22 protein-coding genes and 2 pseudogenes are annotated in these 23,223 nt (G+C 44.2%); 14 read left to right on the top strand and 10 right to left on the bottom strand.

The window, feature by feature from the left end; genetic code table 11:
* Positions 1-31: 31 nt before the first annotated feature.
* From I6L24_RS15250 to I6L24_RS15225, 6 genes and pseudogenes are all read left to right on the top strand, one after another.
* Entirely contained in the window at positions 32-208 is a 177-nt protein-coding gene (locus I6L24_RS15250; RefSeq protein WP_004731959.1) for a hypothetical protein, read from the top strand.
* A gap of 287 nt (positions 209-495) precedes the next feature.
* Positions 496-1,017, top strand: a complete 522-nt coding sequence (locus I6L24_RS15245; protein ID WP_004280680.1) for an acyl-CoA thioesterase — start codon at positions 496-498, stop codon at positions 1,015-1,017.
* A 150-nt stretch (positions 1,018-1,167) separates the two neighbouring features.
* Positions 1,168-1,731, top strand: coding sequence for a TetR/AcrR family transcriptional regulator (locus I6L24_RS15240; RefSeq protein ID WP_005106275.1), 564 nt, complete (start codon positions 1,168-1,170; stop codon positions 1,729-1,731).
* A gap of 40 nt (positions 1,732-1,771) precedes the next feature.
* Entirely contained in the window at positions 1,772-2,971 is a 1,200-nt protein-coding gene (locus I6L24_RS15235) for an MFS transporter (protein WP_216986248.1), read from the top strand.
* Between the two features lies 1 nt (position 2,972).
* Positions 2,973-3,865 (top strand): annotated as a pseudogene (locus I6L24_RS15230) (LysR substrate-binding domain-containing protein).
* Between the two features lie 131 nt (positions 3,866-3,996).
* Positions 3,997-4,611 carry a glutathione S-transferase family protein gene (locus I6L24_RS15225; RefSeq protein WP_171476924.1) on the top strand — a complete coding sequence of 205 codons (615 nt, stop codon included), beginning with the start codon at positions 3,997-3,999 and terminating at the stop codon, positions 4,609-4,611.
* An 82-nt stretch (positions 4,612-4,693) separates the two neighbouring features.
* Here I6L24_RS15225 and I6L24_RS15220 read toward each other — a convergent pair whose 3' ends face one another.
* Together I6L24_RS15220 and I6L24_RS15215 are read right to left on the bottom strand one after the other, a co-directional pair.
* On the bottom strand, positions 4,694-6,298 hold the full coding sequence (locus I6L24_RS15220; RefSeq protein ID WP_216986247.1) for a bifunctional 3-(3-hydroxy-phenyl)propionate/3-hydroxycinnamic acid hydroxylase: 1,605 nt from the start codon (positions 6,296-6,298) through the stop codon (positions 4,694-4,696).
* Between the two features lie 352 nt (positions 6,299-6,650).
* Complete coding sequence (locus I6L24_RS15215) at positions 6,651-6,884, bottom strand: hypothetical protein (protein ID WP_005104028.1); 234 nt, start codon at positions 6,882-6,884, stop codon at positions 6,651-6,653.
* A gap of 391 nt (positions 6,885-7,275) precedes the next feature.
* Here I6L24_RS15215 and I6L24_RS15210 point away from each other — a divergent pair, with 391 nt between their 5' ends.
* The 5 genes from I6L24_RS15210 to I6L24_RS15190 all read left to right on the top strand — a co-directional run bounded on the left by I6L24_RS15210 (position 7,276) and on the right by I6L24_RS15190 (position 12,101).
* A complete protein-coding gene (locus I6L24_RS15210; RefSeq protein ID WP_005104027.1) occupies positions 7,276-8,283 on the top strand; it encodes a CobW family GTP-binding protein in 1,008 nt (335 codons plus the stop codon).
* Positions 8,284-8,384: 101 nt separating this feature from the next.
* Positions 8,385-8,915, top strand: a complete 531-nt coding sequence (locus I6L24_RS15205; protein WP_026055736.1) for a YaeQ family protein — start codon at positions 8,385-8,387, stop codon at positions 8,913-8,915.
* An 85-nt stretch (positions 8,916-9,000) separates the two neighbouring features.
* Entirely contained in the window at positions 9,001-9,624 is a 624-nt protein-coding gene (locus tag I6L24_RS15200) for an MgtC/SapB family protein (RefSeq protein WP_005106283.1), read from the top strand.
* 86 nt (positions 9,625-9,710) lie between these two features.
* Positions 9,711-10,049 carry an FKBP-type peptidyl-prolyl cis-trans isomerase gene (locus I6L24_RS15195; protein WP_004280661.1) on the top strand — a complete coding sequence of 113 codons (339 nt, stop codon included), beginning with the start codon at positions 9,711-9,713 and terminating at the stop codon, positions 10,047-10,049.
* A gap of 240 nt (positions 10,050-10,289) precedes the next feature.
* Positions 10,290-12,101: a sensor domain-containing diguanylate cyclase gene (locus tag I6L24_RS15190; RefSeq protein ID WP_216986246.1), complete on the top strand. Its 1,812-nt coding sequence runs from the start codon at positions 10,290-10,292 to the stop codon at positions 12,099-12,101.
* Here the strand turns inward: I6L24_RS15190 and I6L24_RS15185 are convergent.
* A pseudogene (locus tag I6L24_RS15185) lies at positions 12,098-12,565 on the bottom strand (GNAT family N-acetyltransferase). The gene I6L24_RS15190 and the pseudogene I6L24_RS15185 sit on opposite strands and share 4 nt — an antisense overlap.
* Before the next feature lie 371 nt (positions 12,566-12,936).
* Between I6L24_RS15185 and I6L24_RS15180 the strand changes: the two are divergent.
* From I6L24_RS15180 to I6L24_RS15170, 3 genes are all read left to right on the top strand, one after another.
* Entirely contained in the window at positions 12,937-13,422 is a 486-nt protein-coding gene (locus I6L24_RS15180; protein WP_004645804.1) for a hypothetical protein, read from the top strand.
* A gap of 259 nt (positions 13,423-13,681) precedes the next feature.
* Positions 13,682-13,957, top strand: coding sequence for a hypothetical protein (locus tag I6L24_RS15175; RefSeq protein WP_005252614.1), 276 nt, complete (start codon positions 13,682-13,684; stop codon positions 13,955-13,957).
* A gap of 149 nt (positions 13,958-14,106) precedes the next feature.
* Complete coding sequence (locus I6L24_RS15170; RefSeq protein ID WP_004280652.1) at positions 14,107-14,604, top strand: DUF2505 family protein; 498 nt, start codon at positions 14,107-14,109, stop codon at positions 14,602-14,604.
* Positions 14,605-14,725: 121 nt separating this feature from the next.
* Here I6L24_RS15170 and I6L24_RS15165 read toward each other — a convergent pair whose 3' ends face one another.
* From I6L24_RS15165 to I6L24_RS15135, 7 genes are all read right to left on the bottom strand, one after another.
* Positions 14,726-15,400, bottom strand: coding sequence for a DUF1345 domain-containing protein (locus I6L24_RS15165; protein WP_085064702.1), 675 nt, complete (start codon positions 15,398-15,400; stop codon positions 14,726-14,728).
* A gap of 211 nt (positions 15,401-15,611) precedes the next feature.
* Entirely contained in the window at positions 15,612-16,061 is a 450-nt protein-coding gene (locus tag I6L24_RS15160) for a YbjQ family protein (RefSeq protein ID WP_085064701.1), read from the bottom strand.
* 3 nt (positions 16,062-16,064) lie between these two features.
* Positions 16,065-16,421 (bottom strand): YbjQ family protein, encoded by a 357-nt coding sequence (locus tag I6L24_RS15155; protein ID WP_004280648.1) that lies wholly within the window; start codon positions 16,419-16,421, stop codon positions 16,065-16,067.
* A 108-nt stretch (positions 16,422-16,529) separates the two neighbouring features.
* Positions 16,530-17,996 carry a multidrug efflux RND transporter AdeIJK outer membrane channel subunit AdeK gene (adeK, locus tag I6L24_RS15150; RefSeq protein ID WP_004280647.1) on the bottom strand — a complete coding sequence of 489 codons (1,467 nt, stop codon included), beginning with the start codon at positions 17,994-17,996 and terminating at the stop codon, positions 16,530-16,532.
* Positions 17,996-21,172, bottom strand: a complete 3,177-nt coding sequence (locus I6L24_RS15145; RefSeq protein WP_216986245.1) for an efflux RND transporter permease subunit — start codon at positions 21,170-21,172, stop codon at positions 17,996-17,998. Before I6L24_RS15145 ends, adeK begins: the two co-directional genes overlap by 1 nt.
* A 12-nt stretch (positions 21,173-21,184) precedes the next feature.
* On the bottom strand, positions 21,185-22,453 hold the full coding sequence (locus I6L24_RS15140; RefSeq protein WP_004814853.1) for an efflux RND transporter periplasmic adaptor subunit: 1,269 nt from the start codon (positions 22,451-22,453) through the stop codon (positions 21,185-21,187).
* A 36-nt stretch (positions 22,454-22,489) separates the two neighbouring features.
* Complete coding sequence (locus I6L24_RS15135) at positions 22,490-23,092, bottom strand: phosphatase PAP2 family protein (protein ID WP_191112420.1); 603 nt, start codon at positions 23,090-23,092, stop codon at positions 22,490-22,492.
* Positions 23,093-23,223: the final 131 nt, after the last annotated feature.

Below are 23,223 nucleotides of genomic sequence, written 5' to 3'. Positions count from 1 at the left end.
TTGAAAAGATCACTACACAGATGTAGACATCATGATGCATATTAAAATTGGACAGCAGGTCAAACTGGCACAATTCGAACACTATATTTTTACAGTGACCGCGACCCATCAGGATGGTTCTTTTACCGTTGAAACGACCTTGGATGGTCAACAAATTTTAAGTTATCAGAACGTGGCACAGGAAATGCTCAGGCCAGTGATGCTTTAAATCACGCAGAGTCTTTCTATTTTCCTGAATTATTTTTGTTCAAAGCTTAAAACAGTGAAAAATTCTCAGTTGCTGTGTGATTAGCCCCAGATAAATAAGTGTTGATTTATTGGCACTTAACTTTCTAACTGAGATTTTAAGCAATTAAATATATTTTTTTCTGTATGAATACATTTTCTATATCAATAATTGTGATGCTTCATTTGCCGAATTGAACATTTTATTCATGCTAAAAACGCTATAATAATAAACGATAACCTTGTCATTCAAAGAGTTCAAAGAAAACGATGGCCCCTTTAGATCAAATTGCAGCAGTGTCGGATGACCAGTCAGAGTTAACGATGTCAGTTCTCATGACGCCAGATATGGCAAATTTTTCAGGAAATGTTCATGGTGGAACCATTCTGAAATTATTGGATCAGGTGGCGTATGCATGTGCAAGTCGCTATTCGGGTAGTTATGTCGTGACCTTATCTGTAGACAAGGTGAATTTTAAAGAGCCAATTCACGTCGGTGAATTGGTTACATTTCTGGCCAGTGTGAATCATGTTGGCCGTACCTCGATGGAAATCGGGATTCGTGTAGAAGCTCAGAATATTCAAAAGAGAACGGTACGTCATACCAATAGCTGTTATTTCACCATGGTCGCGGTGGATGAAAATGGTAAACCAAAACAGATTCCAGCTTTGAATCTGGACAATGACTGGAAACGTTGCCGTTTTGAAGCAGCGGAACAGCGTAAAGTCGCGCGTTTGCAAGAAAATCATCATCCTTCATGCAGCATTTATAAAAAGACTGCACAGAGTTAAGTTAAATCGTGATTGAGAAAAGACCTTCATATGAAGGTCTTTTTTTTGCATCAATTTCAGTTTTTCACTGGAGCTTTGTTATTTTTTACCTTAATATAAAACGATACGTATCGTTTCGATTTTTAGATCTTAAAAGTTAAGTAGAAAAATATGAGCAGTGACGAAAAAAGTTCCCGACGACAGCAGTGCATTTTACAGGCGGTCGCAGATGCGCTGGCAGAATGTGAATATCATCAGCTGACGATTGAAGATGTAGCGGCACGTGCCGGTGTTGGCAAGTCCACGATTTATCGATGGTGGAAACATAAATCGGAACTGGTGCTGGACACTTTCAAACAGCATACAGCTTCGGTATTTGAGCTGGATACCTCTAAAAGCCTGAAAAGCAATCTCATTCAACAACTCGGTTCTTTATCTCAAGCGCTGAATCATCCGGTCGGTCGGGCTTTGCTGGTAGTGATTGCCAATCACCGCGAACTGGCAGGTGAGTTCTTTCAGCAATATCTCTTGCCACGTCGGCAACAGACCCATCAACTGATTCAGCAAGCGATTGAACGGGGAGAAATCCGCGCTGATTATCCTTTTGATTTGATGCTGGATACCTTATACGGCCCGATTCATTACCAGATCATTTTTTTCAACCGGATTCCAGATGAACACTATATCCAGAATCTGGTCGAGTTGGCCTTGCATCCGGTCACTGTTCAAGCCTGAGTTTGTGCTATTTCCCTACAAATTTTAAGAGTTGGTGATTATGTCAGTTAGCGCTGAGCGGTTATGGAATCGCTCATTTATCTTGTGCTTATTCAATAATTTTTTCCTGTTTGTTTATTATTTTGCTTTATTGACCATCTTGCCGATTTATATCATGAAAGATCTGGGCGGTTCGGTAAAAGAAGCGGGTCTGGTGCTGACGCTATTTTTGGCCTCTTCGATTGCGATCCGGCCATTTTCCGGCATGATCATCGAAAAGCTCGGCAAGAAAATCTCGATGCGCGGTGCCGGCGTGATTTTTGCCTTATTTGCCTTTAGTTATTTGCTGGTGGATAGCATGGGGTCGCTGTTGCTGGTGCGTTTTTTACATGGCATCTGGTTCAGTATTCTGACCACGGTGGCAGTACCCGTCGCCAATGAATTTATTCCTGAACAGCGCAAAGGTGAGGGCATGGGTTATTTTGTCATGTCGACCAATCTGGGTGTGGTGTTTGGGCCCTTGCTGGCATTGACCGTGATTCAGTTCACCAGTTTTAATGTCTTATTTGGAATTCTTGCCGTTATTATTTCTTTGGGATTAATCTTCTGCTGGATGCTCAAAATCACAGAGTTACCAAAACCTGAAGCCATAAGCACAGAGAAAACCAGTTTGAGCTTGCAGGATATTCTGGAAGTCAAAGTTCTGGCGGTAAGTTTCGTGGCGTTGCTAACCGCTTTTGCCTACTCGGGCATCATGAGTTTTATTACCGCATTTAGTGAAACCAAGCAGCTTTTGGGCTATACCAGCGTATTCTTTATTGTATTTGCAGCGTCCATGTTGCTGGTCAGACCTTGGGTCGGAAAGATTTATGACCGCAAGGGGCCAAGTGCGGTGATTTATCCTTCATTTATTTTCTTTGCCATTGGTCTGGTGATTGTCAGTCTGATTTCCAATCAATGGATATTATGGTTGTCGGCAGTGTTTATTGGCATCGGTTATGGTTCACTATTCCCATGTTTGCAGACCTTGGCCATTCAGTCGGTCGACAAGCAGCGTATGGGACATGCGATTTCAACCTTCTTTACCCTGTTTGATCTGGGTTTAGCCATCGGTTCCGTGGCCATGGGAGTATTGATTGCCTATTGGGGCTTTGAAACTACCTATGTTTTGAGTGCTGTACTCGTTATTGTGACGATATTGGTTTATCGTCAGTATGTTGCCAAAAAGCAAAATAAGCGCCCGGCAAGTTTGGAGTTATAAAATGGAATTAAGACATTTACGTTATTTCGTTACAGTGGCGCAGGAACTGAACTTTACCCGTGCCGCGGAAAAATTAAATACAGTACAGCCATCACTGAGCCAACAAATCAAGGATTTGGAACGTGAGGTTGGCGTACAGTTGCTGGAGCGGAATAACCGTAAGGTCGGGCTCACTGAAGCTGGACAGGCGTTTTTAAAAGAAGCTTTGCTGAGTCTTGAGCATGCAGAGCGCGCCATTCAGTCTGCCAGACAGATTGCGAATGCACAGCAGGATCAGCTGAATATCGGATTCGTGCCGGTCGCGGAAATGAAAGTCTTTCCTTATATCATGCCGAATATCCGCGCGCATTTTCCTGAACTGAAAGCACAGTTTCATAGTCTGACCGATGCAGAGCAGTTTAGTGCCTTAAGAAATGGACAGATCGACATTGCCTTTACCCGTTATCCGGGGCAGTTAAGTGAGTTTGATTCGATCCGCATTTTTGATGAGCCTTTAACCTTGATTGTGCCCAAAGATTCCCCGGCTGCGGCCTTGCCCTATGTCAGTATCAAGAGTTTTGAAAATCAGGACTTTGTAATTAGTGATGAGCAGTCCTCACCGCAACTGCATAAGCTGATTCGGGATTTTTTTAAACAGTCTAAATTAAAAGTGAATGTGGTGCAGTATTCCACCAATATCCTGCTCAATGTCAATTTGGTAGGGATGGGGTGGGCTGGAGTCTGGTGCCGGCCTATGTGATTCCATTGCTCGGCGATAATATTGTGGTGAAAAAGACGCTGGAACCGTTGCCGATGATTGGGCTCTATGCCAATTATCGCAAGGATCAAAAACATGTGGTGATTGATCTGATTTTGAAAGTATTAAAAGAAAAGTTTTGTGTGGATCTTTTTTAATATTTAAACCTTCAATCTGCCCATCTAAAAAGCCGTGCGACAGAAATGATCTGTAGCACATTCTTTTAAATCGGGACTGCAAATCACTTTATACTGAACCTCTAACAATAAAAACCGGTTGAAGCAGGATGATGAAGCTCTATAACAACCCACAATCACGTGGCTTGACCTTGTTGCCTTTGCTGAAAGAATTGCAGATTGAAGATCAGATTGAGCAGGTGGAAGTTGCCTATGAGCATATGCATCAGCAGGCGTATACACGGATCAATCCGATGGGAAAAGTTCCCTGTCTGGTGGATCAAGGCGTCATTATTTCAGAAATGGCCGCCATTTTTATCTATCTGGCAGATAAATATCGTGACAAAGGCTTAGCGCCTGCTTTGGATGATCCGAAGCGTGGGGCGTATTTGAAATGGATGTTTTTCTGTCATGGACCCTTTACCGAATATATCGATATAAAAAATTTACAGGTGTCGCCAGAAAATATTGAAAAGAACCGGAGAAGTTTAAGTTTTGGGAATGAAGTAGCCGTATTTGATTTTCTGAAACAGGGCATCGGGCAGGCCAATCCTTATCTGTTGGGTGAAAAAGTCTCGGCGGCGGATCTCTATGTGGCTTACTGTTTGATCTTTGCAATCTCTGCGAAAATTTTACCGCCATTTGACGAGTTCAAACCTTTTTTGCAGCAGATGGCTCGTCGTGATTCCCTGAAAGATATTCCCTGGTTTCAGGAATACCGAGTCTAATTCCCCAGTCTATATATTGTCCGGAATATATAAAAATAATAAAAAAAACCACGCCGAAGCGTGGTGAAAAGTGACTCTAATATTATTTCAGATAAAGCTTTTTAAACAGTTGCTGGCTGGTGCTTTCCATCGATTGAGGAATGGCCAGCGCAGCCACGAAACGGTCAGGACGTAAGATCACGACGGATTCAGACGTGTTACCAAACCAGGAGCGGATATCTGTGCCGATATCACCAATGGTGATGACATCCTGATACTCTTTGCGTTGGCTATTTTGCAATTGCACCGCCGGAATTACCTGAATAAATTTCACGCCGAGCATTTTCCACTGTTGCAACGTATCTGGGCTCAGACCCCATTTCGGATCGACACCCCAAGCAATAATCACAAAATCATTGCCGATCACTTCATCCAGTAATACGGTTTCACCCGAAGCCAGCTGAACCTGAGGCTGGATAAACATCTTACCGACCGGAGAGTTCTTGGCTCCGTTACTCAAAAGTGCGCCGTCATGATATTTCGGCATCGGTTTAAAGCGCATTTCCAGCAGATATTGTTTGATCGGCTTGATATAGTTCAGGGCATAGGCATTGCTGTCACGAACAAATCCTTGCCATTTTTTCGGTGGTGCCAGTACGTGACCTGCCATCACCGACAGGTCAATCATCGCCTTGGCATGGTCTTTACGTTCGATCTGATACGAATCTAAAAGTGCTGGGCCAGCTTTGCCTTGAACAACCAGCGCCATTTTCCAGGCCAAGTTAAAGGCATCACGCATACCGCTGTTATAGCCCTGACCTTGCCATACCGGCATAATGTGCGCAGCATCACCGGCAAGCAAAATACGGTCGACACGGAACTTGTCCGCAATACGGGCATTATGAGTATAGACACGCTGACGGATCACTTCAATACCATCCGTGCTTGGTAACACCTTGGACAGAAGTTTGGCAATATTTTCCGGTTTGCTCAGTTCTTCCTGCGTTTCACCCGGCATAACCATAAATTCAAACCGGCGAATACCATGTGGCAATGCGGCTGATACATAAGGACGTACAGGATCACAACATAAGTAAATATGCGGTGTAGCCAGCGGGTCATTCTCAAGGTCGATCACGATCCATTGATTCGGTGCGGTTTCACCTTCAAAGGCAATGCCCAGGTTGCGGCGCACATAAGAATTACCGCCATCACAAGCAATCAGGTATTGAGCGCGGATGGTTTCTGCATCGCCCTCTTTATTTTGCAGGTTAAGTGTTACGCCGTCAGCATCTTGACTAAACTGGGTCAATTGACGAGAAAACAGCACTTGGGTGTTTTTATATTGCTTTAAGCCTTGCAGCAGAACGTTATCGACTTGTGGCTGAATAAAGGCATTACGGCGCGAGAAACCAAACTCACGTGTTAAAGGTTGAATATCAGCAAAACAGCGACCTTTAGGCGTTAAGAAGCGCATCGCATGATTCGGGGTGGTATGCGGTAAGACTTGATCGACTAAACCCAAAGATTGAATGGTACGCAAGGATTCATCATCGATTCCAATCGCACGTGGATAATCAATCAAACTATCCAGTTGCTCGACAATCGTGACAGCTACGCCTTGCTTGCTCAGATAGTTGGCAATGGTTAAGCCGACAGGGCCGGCGCCGAGAATTGCCACTTCAGTAGTGTAATTAGTATTGCTCATAGCGAATGTCCATTCAATCGACTTGCATTTGATGCTATTAAGGGACAGTGAGAAGCCAGAAACAAGTTAGGCGATAGTAGCTGAAGTATATGGATAATATTGGATTGAAATGGGTGTTTTTTAAATAAGAAATTGATTTTAAATATAAAAATAATAAAAGCTTAATAGCCAGTATTAATTCTATGATCAGTTTTGACTATGGTGATAAATGGATTTTGCGCAATAAAAATGCTGAACCAGCATCAAGCATGATTCAGCATCGAATAAGATCGGGGCAGTATAGGACAAAGCCTACTGGAGAATTACTGTCCCTGATATCTTCATTGAAGGATTAAACGAGTCGTTCAATCACTTAACGTACAGCAGGTTTTGCAGGGGGCGTGCTTTCCGCAGCAGCTTCAGAGGCAGCAGGCTGCTCTGCAGATGCGCCTGCAACTGGAGCATTTGATTCAGGTAATTCCTGAGTAGTCACAATCACTTTTTCTTCTGCAGTGGTGGTTTTCGCATCTGTGGTTTTGCTGTCAGCAAAACTGGTGGCTGCAGCAGCAGTAAGCGTAGTGGCAAGTAAGATTTGTGCATATTTCATTTTTGGCATCCTTTTATTCATGTCATGTAATCTGCTGAACTGACCATCACATCAATTCGACAGATGCCCATCCTAAGCACAGGAATTTTACTGAGCAAATCAATTAACAAAAGCGACACGCAGGGAATAACTGAGCAGATACAAAACTGAGAAAGTTGTTTTATTTCTGTTAATTATGCAGAGTTTTATTTAATGAAAGTGTGTATGAATATTTCAAAAATCAAATTTGAAATAAAAGTTAACATAGAAAATTGATAATTTTGGATCATTCCATTAATTTTTATCTCTGTGATTTTCACATCGTGTTTGCGAAGAACACGCATTTTAAAGTCACACTGTGCTTTATAATGCAGAGTATTGCTATTTCTATTCAATCTCTTGAGAGTCGATTTTGAAAATTCTGTCAGCGTCGCAGGCTATTCCTGTCCATATCATTTCCGGATTTTTGGGTGCAGGTAAAACCACACTACTCAAACATTTATTACAGCAAAAACCGGAACAGGAAATCTGGGCTGTGCTAATGAATGAATTCGGCCAGATTGGGGTAGACCAGCAGTTATTGCCGCAAGATCAGGGTTATGCGGTCAAAGAGCTGTTGGGTGGTTGTCTATGTTGCAGTAGCCAGTTACCGATGCAGATTGCCTTGTCACGCCTGCTGTCAGAAGTGAAACCGGATCGTCTGTTTATCGAACCTACCGGACTGGGGCATCCTGGCCAATTACTGGAACAGCTGACCGAACCGCACTGGCAGAGTCATTTAAACATGCAGGCATTGGTCACAGTGGTAGATGGTTCACGTTTGCATGATCGAGACTGGACTCAGCAAAACCTGTACGCAGACCAACTCAAGGCAGCGCATATTGTGGTGATTTCACATACTGACTTGATGACAACCGCAGACCACGCAGCACTCACGCAACTTCAGACAGAATATCAACCTTATGCCCAACAGTGGTTGTTCACCGAGCATGGACAACTCGATATCGAACTGATCAAGCAGGACTATCGGGGTTCCGCCCGTCAGATTCAGCCTTTGTTAAAACAGCAACAGACCACCCGTTCAGCAGATACGCCCTTAGTGATTCAGCAAATGCCTTATCATTATGTAGAAAGCGCGCAGGGTTATCAGGTTGCGGGCTGGAAATTGCCAAAACGCTGGCAATTCAATTTTTATGATCTGCTGGATCTGCTCTGTGAACAAAAAGACTGGCTCAGAATCAAGGGAATTTTTAATACGGATCAAGGCTGGAAAAGCTTTAATTTTAATCCTGAGCAGTTTAATTATCAGTCGGCAGATGAAGGCATTGATAACCGGGTAGAAGTGATTTATCAACAGTCACGGGATTGGCTGGCCTTTGAAACTGCCCTGATGCAATGTCGTATGGATCCAGAGAAATAATGGTACTGTTTCTAGTGCGCTGAATGAATTATTGGCCTAAATCTGTTCAGCAAAATAGCGCTAAATCTTATATGCTAGGCGCCAAATTTGAGGATTATGTGATGGCGTTAAAAGCGACGATTTATAAGGTTGATTTGAATATTGCGGATATGGATACGCATCGTTATGAGGATTATCAGCTGACGATGGCGCTGCATCCTTCAGAAACCATTGAACGCTTGATGGTGCGTATTCTGGCCTATGCACGCTATGCCGATGAAGCACTGGAATTTACCAAGGATCTGTTTGAAACCGATGAACCGGCACTCTGGGAAAAGGATCTGACCGGGCAACTGGTCAAATGGATTGAAGTCGGTAGCCCGGACGAAGATAAAGTCAAAAAGGCCAGTGCGCGTTGCAAGCAGGTCGCAGTCGTCACCTATGGTTCTGCGGTGGATGAATGGTATAAGCGCAGCAGCAAATTAAAAATCTTAAAAAATGTGGAAGTGTGGAAGTTATCTACCGCAACCACCGACGCATTGCCACAGTTATGCGAACGCACCATGCAGTTACAGCTCAATGTGATGGATGGTGAATGGACCTTGATTGGCGATCAGGGCCAGGTGCTGGTGGAGTGGGAACAGTTACAATAAGGCCAAATAAGGATGCAAGTCTGGACTTGTATCCTGTAGCTCAAATTGCGTATATCTGAGGAATAAGAATACGCAGGGTTGCACCATGTACCATGAACTTTATGATTTACTGCTAGCTGTCGCGATCGGCGCAATTATTGGTGCAGAGCGTGAGTATCACAGTAAATCTGCCGGACTGCGTACCATGATTATGGTCAGTCTGAGTTCCTGTTTATTTACCATTATTTCCCTGAAAATAGGCGTGGCCAATCCTGACCGGCTGGCCGCCAATGTCTTGACTGGACTAGGTTTTCTAGGTGCTGGTGTTATCCTGAAAGATGATAACCGTATTTCTGGAATTACCACCGCGACCACCATCTGGATGACAGCCGCACTCGGCATGGCGGTCGGTGCAGGCTATGAACTCTTAAGTATTTGGGCTACTTTTATTGTCATGGTGGTGCTGGTTCTATTGATGTATGTACAGCGCGGCATCGAATCTCTGAATCAGGAACGCAATTATGAAATTGTCTGTCCATTTGATGAAAATGATTCCAATCACTACGAAATGCTATTTAAGCGTTACAAGCTAAAAGTGGTGCATTCCTCACAAAAAAAAGTCGATCAACAGATTGTCGGACGCTGGATCCTGATGGGATCGGCCAAGAATCATCAAGAATTAACCCAGTATTTACTCAATGATAAGAATATTCAGGAACTCAGCTTTTAACCCATCAATGACCCAGACTTAAAAAAACAGAGCAATCCGGTTTATACTGAGCTTTGAAATTTTATGCTCCTCTCAGGTAAATAACCATGATCAACGAACTTGAAATTATTGATTTAAAAGTAGGTGAAGGTAAAGAAGCGGTGAAAGGTGCCTTAATTACCACGCACTATACTGGCTGGCTGGAAGATGGAACCAAGTTTGATTCTTCTATTGACCGTGGTAATTATTTTGAAACCGTCATTGGCACAGGTCGTGTAATCAAAGGCTGGGATCAGGGGATTCTGGGAATGAAAGTTGGCGGTAAGCGTAAACTGATGGTGCCTGCACATTTGGCCTATGGCGAACGTAAAATGGGTAAAGTCATTCCAGCCAATTCTAACCTGATTTTTGAAATTGAACTGTTTGATGTAAAAACACGTGATTAAAATGATTTAACTTTCTGAATATAAGTTATATTTTTTATTAAAATATGTACGGTGATTCCGGTGCAGTCGCTTCAAAATAGGCTGTGCCGGAGAAGCTACAAAAACATCTAAAAAGATTTGAAATCAAAAATATTCCTTGTAAATTATAAGAATAATAAAGAATTATCTTGAGATAGAACGTATTTGCATAACTTGATAAGGAATGTCTGTTTTTTCGTATTTGTCTGTGCCTTTAGCTGGATGACTTGCATCACAAGTTCAGCAATCGCTCAGGATGAACTCCCGTCGCCGTCATTTCAGCAGCAATCTCACGACCATATTGCTGAAGTCCATTTTACCGAACATAGTACGAGTCCTTTGCAGGGAAAATGGCTGTTTTATCCGAGCCAGTTTATTATTCAGCCCAGTCCTGTACTGCAGTCAAAAACAGTTAAATTACCAGCCTCTTTTAAAACTCTGGCGGGTTCAAATTCTGGCTACGGCACCTTTATTGGCTATTTTAAAATTCCGAAAGAATTTATCGGGCGACGCATCGCGATTCGGATTCCGACCCAATACGGTGCCTATCGGGTATATGTCAATGGACAGTTTATTGTTCGGCTCGGGGAAATCAGTACTACACCTGAAAAGCAGGTGACTGAAAAAGCACCGCGTATTGGCTATTTTGTTCCAGAAACTGAATATATTACTTTAAGCATTCAGGCTTCCAATTATACCCACTTGCATGGTGGTCTCGAACGACCGATGCAGATCGGCGTTGCAGGTACCATCAATCGCCAATTCCAGCAGCTCATGATGAGTATTGCCATGGTGTGCGGCGCGGTACTTGGGGTGGGGATGTTTACTATTCTGTTTTCGGTCTTCAGAGGATCACGAGAACGTAACAGTAAAAGTATCTTTGTTTTTGGCTGGTTTATTGTCTTTTTGGCCCTGCATAACCTGTTTTCTGCACCCTATGCCTATTCGGTATTTACCAATATTAACTGGCTGTGGGCAACCCGCTTAGAGTATCTGTTTACTTTTGTTGCTGCCTTCTTTTTTCTCAGTTATATGCATCTGTTTAATCGGCGCTATTTAAATCCGGTGATTTATTATATCGCGGTGGCCTTACTGGTCTTTAACATTATTTTTACCCTATTTTCACCTCCTGAGATATTTGAACGACTGGCCCTATTTAGTGCGATTTTCGCCCTGGTCATCATCGGTAATTTTATTTACGGCTTTTATCAGACCTTACGTTATAAAGAGCATTATTCACGTCTAAATCTGATTGCGATTATTTTCCTCTGTGTCACTTTTTTGAATGATTATCTGTTGCTGATCAATGTAATTAAAACCACGCATCTGTTCTTTATCTCAACCAGTATCTATGCCTTATTAATCATGTTTCAGCAGTCCAGACATTATGCACATCAAACTTATGAGACTGAACAGCTAAACCTGAACCTGATCGCACTCAATAATTCGCTCGATCAAAAAGTCAAAGAGCGTACCCAGCAGCTGCGTGAAGTGAATGCCAAACTGGAACAGCAGATGAATATTGATGCACTGACCGGAGCTTTTAACCGGCGTGCCTTAAATCATGAAATCCAGCAGCAGTTTATACAGACCCAACAACAGCCGCAACATACCTTAATTTTTGCCATGCTCGATGTCGATTTTTTTAAAAATTATAATGACTACTATGGCCACTTAAAAGGCGATGAAATCCTGAAAAATCTGGTCAGGATTATTCAAGGCACTTTGCCACCGTCTGGCTATCTGGCACGTTATGGTGGTGAAGAGTTTGCGATTCTGCTCACTGGAATGCCGGTTCAAACTGCCCTTAAAAATCTGGAAAATGTGTTAAACCAGATTCGGGAACAGCGTATGCAACATCTGAATCGGCCAGATGCAAAAGATTATGTTACGGTTAGTATGGGCGCGGCCTGGGTTGAACAAAAACATGGCTATGCAGATATTCATGAATTGATGAAAGCGGCAGATGTGCAGCTCTACGCCGCCAAACAGGCAGGACGTGATCAGTTGAAAATTGAAAAAGAGGCCGATTAAAAAACATATTTATACAGATAACGCGATTCATCTTCTGACTCGGCAGAATGTGGATGAAAGCCGCAGTGTTGATAATAACTTAAGGCAGTTTGAGTAGACTATATTTCAATCTGATGAATTTTTTTCTTTAATAAAGCGTGATGCATTTGATGAAATAACTCGGTGCCAAACCCCAGCCTTTGGCAGTGTTGGGCCACATAATGCATCCGGATTTCTCCAGCATCACTGACCAATAAGAACCCGACGACCTTGTCATAGATGAGATAAACCCAGCAATCGTTATACAGCATATCGACAATCAGGCTGGCATGATCAAACTTTTCTAGCCAGGTTTGAATTTTGCTTTCTTCACGCTGATGATCCAGTACACAGGACTGAATGCTGTCATGAATGACCTGAATAATTTGAGGTATATCTTCGACCCTCCCTTCACGAATCATAATATTATTCATTTTCTCGAACATTTATAGGGAAGGTTTATTTGATAAAAAAGAAGAGGGTAAAAAACAGAACAATATTGTAGTTTTTTGAGCATCTTTGCTGTGATTTATCAATGTGAAGATTGGTTCTGTTGCTGATTTGTCCTGTTTGTTTATCTTAAGTTCTTAAATCTCATTACAGCGTTAAAAATAAAAAATCAAAGTAAATCCATTTTTAAATAAATCGAAGTTCGAATCTGGGCACAAATGAGCAAGCAGAGAAGATAAATAGTAAAAATAAGCCTCAAGTTTGCACTGTATAAAAAATAGACGTATGCTGAGTCAAAAGGGACTATTCAAATGAATCTTGATCCTATAACCATAAAAATAAAATTAGTCACATGAGATCATCCACCATGCTGAAATTACTGCTGTTGTTATGTGTTTTATTCATGTTGAATGCTGCCTGGATCGTCGGCAGAAAGATCTATAAAGCTCAGCGCCATCTGGTGTGTCAGCGTCCAGAAAAACCGGCACAGATTTCTAGCATGACAGAGCAAGAGGTCATCGAGCAAGAGCAGCAAGTACATCTGGTGGATGCTTATGAACTGGAACTGTTTGACGATGTGGCACAGCTATTCTTTCAACGGCAGGTGCATATTGAGAATCGGGCACAGGCCGAACAGTTACAGCAAGAACTATTACAAAAAATGCCGATGCACAGTGGTACCCAGATTCGTCAGATGGATTTAGGCGAATGGTCTATTTTCTGGAATTTTTATGATCAGTCACTGGAATATTATGTCGGTCGCTATGGCGTATTCTATGCACATGTCGACCGTTTTGGAGAAGAGCACCGGCATGAAATTCGTAGGGAACTTTTGCATTCTGACTGTGCTTAGAACACCACTTTCAGTCATTTTCTACGATTGAAGATCTCAGACTACGTACTTAAGCCATTGCAATTCAGAAAAGGTATCTCATGCCTTAGCTCAGATTTTTTCTGCCGCTTGGCGGAAATAGCCCATATAATTTATCTCCTTCAAGCCATAATCTTGCGCTAGAAAAACCTCAAGACTCGTGAATCCTATTCTTGAAATAGTCATTTAAAATGTACGAAGTCTGGCGAACAATGATCCGGACTAAAAAGGCAGGAGCGCTATGATCATTGGTTTTCATCAAGCACAATTACAGAAGTTTATTGCACTCGCGATGAAGATCGAAGCTGAGCCTGAACTGTATTTGCAGTTTGATTCGGTCTCGGATTTTTATAAGACTGACTGGTTGCAGGATTTTCCGGTTGGTACAGAATACTATATTTCCGGTCTGGACGATGGTGCCGATGAGTTTCATGCCGTGATTTATTATGGTGAAGCACAGCTACAGATCAGCTGTGGACAAGCACAGCTTTCAGTAAAACTATGTTGCAAACATTGACCGGATTGCCGGTATTTCCCGATAAAAGAATAATGACATCCGCTATAAAGTTGATATAAATTGCAGAGTCATCTCTGTATCTGATTTTTATTCGCATCAGCCGAGAGTGGCATAGGCGAATATCGTAATAAAAATAAGGAAAAAATAGCATGGCACATCAGTTCACCGTGAAAGCAATTATCAATGGCGTGTCTATTGATGAATTTAAGCGTTTGGCCAATGATATTCGTTTGCATGAGGCAGTTTGCCATCGAATTCCTGCGCAAAACTTGGAAATCCTGGTTTCGGAAAAGCAGGGGCATATGTATACCCTGAAACGCGCTTATAATCTGGATGTTAATATTCCTGATATCGCAAAAAAATTACTCAAAGATGCATTCCGTTTGCAGCGTACCGATGTCAGTGATCTGAATGAAATGACTTCGACGGTACAACTCGGTGCGAACTTGCCGATCGAGGCCATCTGTCAGCGTGCAGTCACTGGAGATGAAGACCAGATCCAGTTCCAGTTAAACTGGACAGTCAAAGTCAAAGTGCCTTTGCTGGGTGGCATGCTAGAAAAGCATGCTGAAGGTGAGATTCGTAAATTTAGTGAAATTGAACTCAGCATCGTCGAAGATGAATTGCGTAAAGGTCTCACCGCTTGAAGCAATCAAAAAGTGTGATTGACTTAATTTAAAAACTGCTCAGGTTAGACGCAGGATAGTGGTAGCTGATTGGGCAGTAGATCGCTATTTTCAAGGTACTGCCACTATCCAAAAAACTTTTTTAAGTACTGATAAAGTTTGCCGTCACGTTAATGCTGATGGCCAGAATGGTGGTATTGAATCCGTAGGCCAAAAGCAAATGTAGGGTATTGAGAACCCGCATGGATTGGCAAGTAATGGATACATCTGCAGTTTGCGCAGAAGTCCCGATGACATAACTGAAATATAGAAAGTCCGGGTAAGTCGGTCTAGTGGTATTGGGAAAATCCAGTCCACCTTGTTGCTGTTTGTCGAGCGCCAAATAAAAGTCATGCGCATAATGAATTGCAAAAATCGTATGCATCAAGAACCAAGCTGAAATAATGGTCAGAACTGACAAGATTAAATGACCGGTTCGGATGGTGGTATCTTGGGGTAAATGATTAATTTCAATAATAATCGCAATAAAACACATGATCAGGGTGATGATCACCAGAAACAGAATAATCCATTTGCTGGCATCCTGTTGCATGGCGCGTTGCAGAATATGTGCATGATCAATGCGCCAGAGTTTTTTTATGGTCAATAATAAATAAGCATAAATCGCGATATTCCAGCTGATCAACAGGCAGCTTGACCAGCTCAAAGGGGTGACTGTTTGTAAAACCAGATAAAATCCAATGATGGCTGGGAAAATAATAAAGAAATACAGACGGGATTGAAGCGCCGTTTTTATAGACTGAAGAAACTGCATCATGCCATTTATATTTGTTTTACTGACTTCTCAAGATCCTAGCACAGAACCGTTTGCAATAAAGCAGATTGCAACGGCCTGAGTATCAGCCTCAGTCATTTCCTCTACGACATTTCATCCTAAAGGTGTCGAACTGATTCGAATTGAGTCATTTGACTGCGCGGATCGCGCAGCAGGCGTGATCATCTCAATAAATTTTTTTCTGGACTGGCTTTTAGACGGATTGAGCCGGTTGTTGGATTGCAGTGCCATAAGCAAAGACTTCCACCATGCCACCTTGCATACCGAGTTCAGTCGTGCTGAGCCGAATGCCCATAATCTGAGTCGCTCCGATTTTTTCGGCTTCCAATTTTAAACGTACAATTGCTTCACGTCGTGCGCGTTCTACTACACTTTCATAGCTGGTCAGACGGCCACCCAGCATATTCTGTACATTGGCAATCGCATATTTAAAATAATCATGCGAAATGACCACATTGCTACTGATCATATGTCCGGAATATTCAGACACAACGAAGCGGCTATTGTTCACCCGGATATAGGCCAGACGTTGTTCCTGTTCATCCAGATAACGAAAATGTTTACCTTCGTTATAACGTCCAAAACCGAAACCAACACTAAACAGAATGGCAAAAATGATGATCTGGAGAATTAAACCATCCATGCTTTAATCTGCCTGCGGAAAAGGGTCGGGCAATTTCGGCATGATCGGATCAACGACTACGGCTGTCCCATAAACAAAGAGTTCAGAAGCACCTTGGGCGATATTAGAGGTCGAGAAACGAATGCCGACAATCGCATTGGCACCCCTACTACGGGCTTTTTCAATCATGCGGTTCATGGCTTCCTGACGGGATTCTTCCAGCAGTTCGGTATAGGCGGTAAGCTCACCACCGACAATATTTTTCAGGCCGGCCAGTAAGTCACGTCCGACATGTTTGCTGCGTACGGTACTGCCATACACCACATCAATTTGCTGGCGAATGGTATGACCCGGTACAGATTCCAGATTGCTAAGTAACATGTGCATGTTTTCTAAATAAATTGCTGGTCTATGACAATAGGAAAACTGCCTTGAAAATGCAATAAAAAAAAGCCCACCGAAGTGAGCTTTTCTTGATCTGTCTAGAATTTATTGCGCTGGCTGTTCTGCCGCACGGCGCTGTTCAGACACAGACGGGGTATTCGGCAAGGTATCCGTCGTGTTGACTTTCAAGCCGCCCCCCAGGGTTTTGTAGACTTCAACCTGATTGTTCAGATTGGCCTGTTCAAGCAATAACAAACCTTGTTCTGCTGCATAAGACGCACGCTGTGCATCCAGTACCGTCAGATAGCTGTCAATTCCGGCGCGGAAACGTGCCTGAGACAAGCGATAGGTGGTGTTGGTTGCTTCGACCAGACGGCGCTGAGCTGCCAGACGATCACCAATATTCTGACGTACTGCCAAGGCATCATTTACTTCACGGAAAGCAGTCTGAATCGACTTTTCGTAATCTGACAAGGCAATTTGCTGATCGGTTTCAGAAATACGGATATTGGCCTGACGGGTACCCCAATCAAAAATTGGAATATCCAGACTCGGACCAAATGACCAGGCAAAACTACCTGATTTAAACAGGTCGCCTAAATCAGTAGAGGCATAACCTGCTGAACCGGTCAAACTAATTGTCGGGAACAGACGTGCACGTGCTGCCGCAATATTGGCACCTGCCGCAGACAGGCGGTATTCTGCTGCACGAACATCTGGACGATTAATCAGTAGATCACTTGGCAAGCCTGAACCCAATGCAGTATTTGAGGTGATGCGGGTTACGCGTTGTGCTGGTAATAAATTCGCAGGCACTTGCTGACCGACCAGCAGGTTTAACAGGTTTTGTGCCTGTGCTACCTGAGTGCGGTAATTCGCAACATCATTACGTGCAGTTTCAACCGAGATCTGTGCCTGACGTACTGGAAGCTCGCTGTCGATCCCGACATCAAAACGTTTCTTGTTCAGATTGAAAGATTCAAGCTGGGCTTTCAGCGTTTGTTCAGCCAAAGCCAGATTGGCATTGGCAAACGAGTAGCTGAGCCAAGCCTGAGACACCTGACCAATCAAGGCAATTTGCGTCGCATCTCGCGCACTTTGGGTCGCCAGGAAACTATCCAGCGCATTGTCACGCAAGCTGCGGACACGCCCCCAGAAATCCAGTTCATACGCAGTTACACCCAGTCCGACATTATAAGTCGTCACTGCACCACGATTCTGGGAATTCATGGTGTCCTGGCGCAATACGCTACCACTGGCACCAATCGTGGGTAACTGGTTGTTTTCAGTAATCTGATATTGTTGCTGAGCTCGTTGAATATTGAGGGCAGCAATACGCAAATCACGGTTATTGTTTAATGCCAGGTCCAGCACCTGTAACAGGCGCTGATCGGCAAAAAAGTTTTTATAACCTTGTTCTGCTACAGAAGTACCAGACGCATTGGTATAGCTGCTCGGGATATCTGCCTGCGCAACCGGCTCTGGACTGCGCATGCTTTGACAAGCCGTCAAAGCAAGCGCAAGGGCAGATACCGCAATGCTACGACCTGTAATAGACCATACATTTTGCATTACGACTTATACTCCTGATTTTGTTGTTTTGGTTTGTATTTAAAGACACTTCGAATCCACACGTAGAATACCGGGATAAAGAAGATACCTAACAAGGTCGAGCTGATCACGCCGCCGAGTACGCCATAACCGACTGAGTGCTGGCTACCTGCACCCGCACCTGAAGCCAGAGCAAGCGGTAATACACCAAAACCAAAGGCCAATGTGGTCATGATAATTGGACGTAAACGCATTTTTGCCGCATGCAAGGTCGCTTCAAATAATTCTTCACCTTGTTCCTGCAATTCTTTCGCAAACTCGACAATCAAGATCGCGTTTTTCGCAGAAAGACCAATCACGGCAATAATCGCCACCTGGAAGTAAATGTTATTCGACAGGTTCGGGTTTTGCAGCAATACCATTCCACCAAAGGTAAGTAATAATGCACCAACAATACCCAATGGCACCACCATTAGAACCGAGAACGGAATCGACCAGCTTTCATACAGGGCTGCCAGACACAGGAAGACGATCAGTAGTGACAAGGCATACAGGAACGGCGCCTGTGCACCAGATTCACGCTCTTCCAAAGACAGACCTGTCCATTCGAAGTCGAAACCTTGCAAGCCCATTTCTGGTAACTTCGCCACGATTTCTTCCATGGCCACCATCGCATCACCTGAGCTGATACCCGGAGCAGGTGTACCCTGAATGTTCATGGACGATACGCCGTTATAACGCTCAAGACGTGGTGAACCGTAGGTCCATTCGCCTGTAGCAAACGCCGAGAATGGCACCATTTCACCGCGGTTATTACGTACATACCATTGGTCCAGATCTTCCGGCATCATCCGCGAGCCAGCTTCACCCTGAACATAGACTTTCTTGACACGACCGCGATCAATGAAGTCATTGATATACGAACCGCCCCAAGCTATACCCATGGTACTGTTAATTTCAGCAACACTCACGCCCAATGCACCGGCTTGTGCATGATCGACAATGACACGGTACTGTGGAGTATCTTCCTGACCATTCGGACGCACACCAGCCAGACGCGAGTCTTGTGCTGCTAGACCGAGGATCGTATTACGTGCTGCCAGGAGCTGGTCATGACTTTGACCACTTGCAGCTTTGAGCTGTAAGTTAAAGCCAGCCGACACACCCAGTTCAGGCATTGCAGGTAATTGTAGCGGCATGATGTAAGACGCATCTTTAACAATCATGTTCAGCGCCATACCACGTTGAATAATGGCACCGACTTGAGATTCCGGACTGTGACGCTCTGACCAGTCTTTCAACTTAATGAAAGCCAGACCTGCGTTTTGTCCCACACCCGTGAAGGAGAAACCTGCCACACTAAACACGGACTCGACATGCTCTTTCTCGTTTTCCAAGAAATAGTTGGTCATGGTGCTGACCACTTTGTCGGTACGTTCCAAGGTTGCATTTGGCGGTAACTGAACCAGCGTCATGACCACGCCCTGGTCTTCATCCGGTAAGAACGAAGAAGGCAGTTTCTGGAATAACAGCACAATAATACCCAGTACCACGGCATACACCACGCCTGAGAAAATCTTGCTATGAGTCATACGGTTGACGCCGCCCTGATATTTCACAGAAACCTTGTCAAAACTGCTATTAAACCAGCGGAAGAAACGCGCAAATATACCATTACTTTGCGGCTTGTTCGGATCATGCTGTTTCAGCAGGGTCGCACATAGGGCAGGGGTAAAGGTTAATGCCACTATCAGCGACAAGACCATTGCTGTGACCAGCGTAATCGAGAACTGACGATAAATAACCCCGGTGGTTCCACCGAAGAAAGCCATTGGAACGAATACTGCCGATAGCACCGAGGTAATACCAATCAGTGCACCAGAAATCTGTTTCATCGACTTTTCAGTTGCAGAAACCGGATCCAGATGCTCTTCCACCATGACCCGTTCGACGTTCTCGACCACAACAATCGCGTCATCGACCAGAAGACCAATCGCCAGTACCATGGCAAACATGGTTAGGGTATTAATCGAGAAGCCGAAGACATTAATCACGGCAAAGGTACCCAATACCACGACTGGAACTGCCATGGTTGGAATAATGGTAGCACGCCAGTTCTGCAGGAACAGGAACATGACCAGGAACACTAGAATAATTGCTTCGATTAGCGTTTTAACTACACTCTTGATTGACAGTTCAATAAATGGCGTGGTGTCAAAAGCCAGTTGGTCGACCATGCCTTGCGGATAGTTCGGACGTAACTGCTCTAAGCGTTCTTCTACTGCTTGGGCTGTATCAAGCGCATTAGCACCAGTGGCAAGTTTAATTGCCACACCACCAGCTGGTTTACCGTTAAACTTCGAATCAAACTGATAATTATCTGCACCAAGTTCAACCCGTGCAACATCACCCAGACGGACTTGCGCGCCCGAAGTGGTGTTTTTCAGGAAGATATTGCTGAACTGTTCTGGAGTTTGCAGCAGGCTTTGTGCAGTGACAGTCGCATTCAGGACTTGTCCTTCAACAGCGGGTGCACCACCGAGTTGACCCACAGCGACCTGAGCATTCTGGGTACGGATGGCAGTCGCAATATCACTTGGCGTGACTTGCAGGCTCGCCATTTTGGCTGGATCAAGCCAGATTCGCATAGCATAAGAACCACCAAAGACCTGAACTTCACCCACCCCAGCCACACGGCTTAAAGGTTCAGAAATGTTCGAATTTACATAGTCTTTGATATCATCGGCGGTCATGCTGCCATCAGGTGAATAGAAAGCCAATACCTGCAGGAAGCTGGCGCCTGATTTGGTAACACGCACACCCTGACGCTGTACATCTTCAGGAAGAAGTGCAGTCGCAGACTGTAATTTGTTCTGGACCTGAACCTGTGCGATATCAGGATCGACACCTTGTTCAAAGTTCAAGGAAATAGACGAAGAACCGTTACCCGCACTGTTAGATGAGATATAACGCAGTCCATCCAGACCATTCATTTGCTGCTCGATGATCTGGGTTACAGTATTTTCGACCGTTTCAGCAGATGCACCTGGATAAGTCGCAGAAATCGTGACTGTAGGCGGTGCAATGGTTGGATACTGGGCAATCGGCATTTTGGTCAGGGTCAAAATACCTGCCAGCATGATGACCAGTGCAATCACCCAGGCAAAGATAGGACGATGAATAAAGAATTGAGCCATAAACCTTACTCCTTATGCTTTAGCAGCAGGTTTTTGTTCAGATTGTTCTTTTGCATCATCCGCTTTTTGCGCTGCACCTGGTTGTTGGGCAGCAGGTTGTGCAGCACCCTGTGGTGCAGCAGCTTGAGGCTGGTAAGGTTTAGCCACGACCTGTTGTTCCGGTTTTACTTTCGCAATACCATCTACAATCACTTTATCGCCTGGATTCAGACCTTCAGTCACAATCCAGTTGCTGCCTTGAGAACCAACGGTAGTCACTGGACGTGGCGTCACTTTATTGTCAGCACCGACCAGCATCGCCATTGCCTGACCTGTTGGGGTACGAGTCAAAGCTGCTTGCGGAATCAGGAAAGCATTCGGTACTTCACCCTGTACGATTTGCGCAGTGGCAAACATACCTGGAAGAAGCAGATGATTTTTGTTCGGGAATACCGCACGTAAAGTCACGGTACCTGTTTCCGGGTTCACGCTAGCATCAGAGAATGCAAGACGGCCTTCAACCGGGTAGATACTGCCATCTTCAAGCTTTAACTTGACTTTGGTATTGTTAGAGCTGTTCAAGCTGCCTTGATTAAGCTGTTGACGTAAACGTAAAAGCTCGGCACTTGACTGGTTGATATCTACATAGATGGGATCTAGACGCTGAATCGTTACCAATGGCTCTGGCTGATTCGCTGTTACCAAAGCACCCGCCGTCACAGACGAACGGTTGGTCTGGCCTGAAATCGGCGCGCGTACAGTCGAATAGCCCAAGTTGATTTCTGCATTACGCAAAGTTGCGCGATTGGCATTCAAATCAGCTTCAGCCAGTTTGACCTGTGCCGCGATGTCATCATATTCCTGTTTGGAAATGGCATTGGTACCGACCAGTTGACGGTAACGGCCTTCCTTCACACGCAATACGCCCAGATTGGCTTCAGCACGGGCAATCGCTGCACGAGCATTGTCCACTGTAGTGCGGTTGGTGCTTGAATCGATTTCATACAAGGCCTGACCTTCACGCACATAGCTGCCTTCCGTGAACAAGCGTTTAAGCACCACGCCACTGGCTTGTGGACGTACGTCTGAAATTTCAAATGCTGTTGTACGACCTGAGAGCTCTACAGACTGCTCTACACTTTGCGGTTGTGCAACAAGAACACCGACTTCAGTCGGTGGCATTTGTTGTTGAGCACCAGCTTGCTGGCCCTCTTTAGGATCTTTGCTACAACCAACAAGTGCAAGACTTGTTGCCATTGCGCAAGCAGTCAGGGCAGGTGCCCAAAGCTTTGCAGACATCATTATTCCACCTCTAATTAGATTTATATCTAAATTTTCTTATTTGTGAGCCGCGCAATATCTGATCCAGACCATATACCACAACGAAATCCAAATAAAACTGATACTCCAGCCGGATATGACATCTGAAGGAAAATGTACACCCAGATAAACTCTTGAGATCCCCATCATCAACATCCATACCACTGCACCAATCACAGTGAGGGTATAACGGGAATGTTGCCGATGGATGTAAATTGCCAGACACGCCAGACAGGCCGCATAGAGACTATGGGCACTTGGAAAGGAACTTCCAAAGCTTTCAACCAGATGCAAGGATTCTGGTGGTCGGGGTCGGGCAATCGTAAATTTCAACAGCCAAGCTAGGAGAATTCCTCCGATAATTCCGATACATATAAAAATTGCGTTTGTATACTTTTTATACCACAGCAATGCAATACACCATAGTGTGGATAAAAATAATACAAATGGCATGCCACCTATTAGGGATAAGGACTGAGTAATTTGATTCCAAAACTCGGTGCGATACAGACTCATCCATTCCACAGCCTGCAAGTCGAGCTTGCTTAAAGCGGGAATATTCAGGATGAACACACTGAAAATTAAAAATAAAATACCGACAAAAAGTAACAAGTAATGCATGCCAAAAATCCTTGTTCTTTTAACCGTTCGCAGATCGGCCAATTGTCTGAAGCAAAGTGTACTTGTCAGTACACTTTTTTTCAAGTGTGCGTATTTTATGCGAATTCCATTTTTTTCGTAAGGAATTTGTT

This window comes from Acinetobacter lwoffii, from assembly GCF_019048525.1.
Lineage (GTDB): Bacteria > Pseudomonadota > Gammaproteobacteria > Pseudomonadales > Moraxellaceae > Acinetobacter > Acinetobacter lwoffii_K.
This window is presented reverse-complemented; position numbering and strand designations above follow the sequence as displayed.

Coding starts and splice junctions, on each gene's coding strand:
- I6L24_RS15235 (WP_216986248.1), top strand. CDS start 1,772: ATGTCAGTTAGCGCTGAGCGGTTATGGAATCGCTCATTTATCTTGTGC.
- I6L24_RS15140 (WP_004814853.1), bottom strand. CDS start 22,453: ATGATGTCTGCAAAGCTTTGGGCACCTGCCCTGACTGCTTGCGCAATG.
- I6L24_RS15220 (WP_216986247.1), bottom strand. CDS start 6,298: ATGAGCAATACTAATTACACTACTGAAGTGGCAATTCTCGGCGCCGGC.
- adeK (WP_004280647.1), bottom strand. CDS start 17,996: ATGCAAAATGTATGGTCTATTACAGGTCGTAGCATTGCGGTATCTGCC.
- I6L24_RS15190 (WP_216986246.1), top strand. CDS start 10,290: ATGACTTGCATCACAAGTTCAGCAATCGCTCAGGATGAACTCCCGTCG.
- I6L24_RS15200 (WP_005106283.1), top strand. CDS start 9,001: ATGTACCATGAACTTTATGATTTACTGCTAGCTGTCGCGATCGGCGCA.
- I6L24_RS15155 (WP_004280648.1), bottom strand. CDS start 16,421: ATGTTACTTAGCAATCTGGAATCTGTACCGGGTCATACCATTCGCCAG.
- I6L24_RS15180 (WP_004645804.1), top strand. CDS start 12,937: ATGCTGAAATTACTGCTGTTGTTATGTGTTTTATTCATGTTGAATGCT.
- I6L24_RS15160 (WP_085064701.1), bottom strand. CDS start 16,061: ATGGATGGTTTAATTCTCCAGATCATCATTTTTGCCATTCTGTTTAGT.
- I6L24_RS15170 (WP_004280652.1), top strand. CDS start 14,107: ATGGCACATCAGTTCACCGTGAAAGCAATTATCAATGGCGTGTCTATT.
- I6L24_RS15240 (WP_005106275.1), top strand. CDS start 1,168: ATGAGCAGTGACGAAAAAAGTTCCCGACGACAGCAGTGCATTTTACAG.
- I6L24_RS15245 (WP_004280680.1), top strand. CDS start 496: ATGGCCCCTTTAGATCAAATTGCAGCAGTGTCGGATGACCAGTCAGAG.
- I6L24_RS15135 (WP_191112420.1), bottom strand. CDS start 23,092: ATGCATTACTTGTTACTTTTTGTCGGTATTTTATTTTTAATTTTCAGT.
- I6L24_RS15175 (WP_005252614.1), top strand. CDS start 13,682: ATGATCATTGGTTTTCATCAAGCACAATTACAGAAGTTTATTGCACTC.
- I6L24_RS15205 (WP_026055736.1), top strand. CDS start 8,385: ATGGCGTTAAAAGCGACGATTTATAAGGTTGATTTGAATATTGCGGAT.
- I6L24_RS15225 (WP_171476924.1), top strand. CDS start 3,997: ATGAAGCTCTATAACAACCCACAATCACGTGGCTTGACCTTGTTGCCT.
- I6L24_RS15215 (WP_005104028.1), bottom strand. CDS start 6,884: ATGAAATATGCACAAATCTTACTTGCCACTACGCTTACTGCTGCTGCA.
- I6L24_RS15195 (WP_004280661.1), top strand. CDS start 9,711: ATGATCAACGAACTTGAAATTATTGATTTAAAAGTAGGTGAAGGTAAA.
- I6L24_RS15145 (WP_216986245.1), bottom strand. CDS start 21,172: ATGGCTCAATTCTTTATTCATCGTCCTATCTTTGCCTGGGTGATTGCA.
- I6L24_RS15165 (WP_085064702.1), bottom strand. CDS start 15,400: ATGATGCAGTTTCTTCAGTCTATAAAAACGGCGCTTCAATCCCGTCTG.
- I6L24_RS15250 (WP_004731959.1), top strand. CDS start 32: ATGATGCATATTAAAATTGGACAGCAGGTCAAACTGGCACAATTCGAA.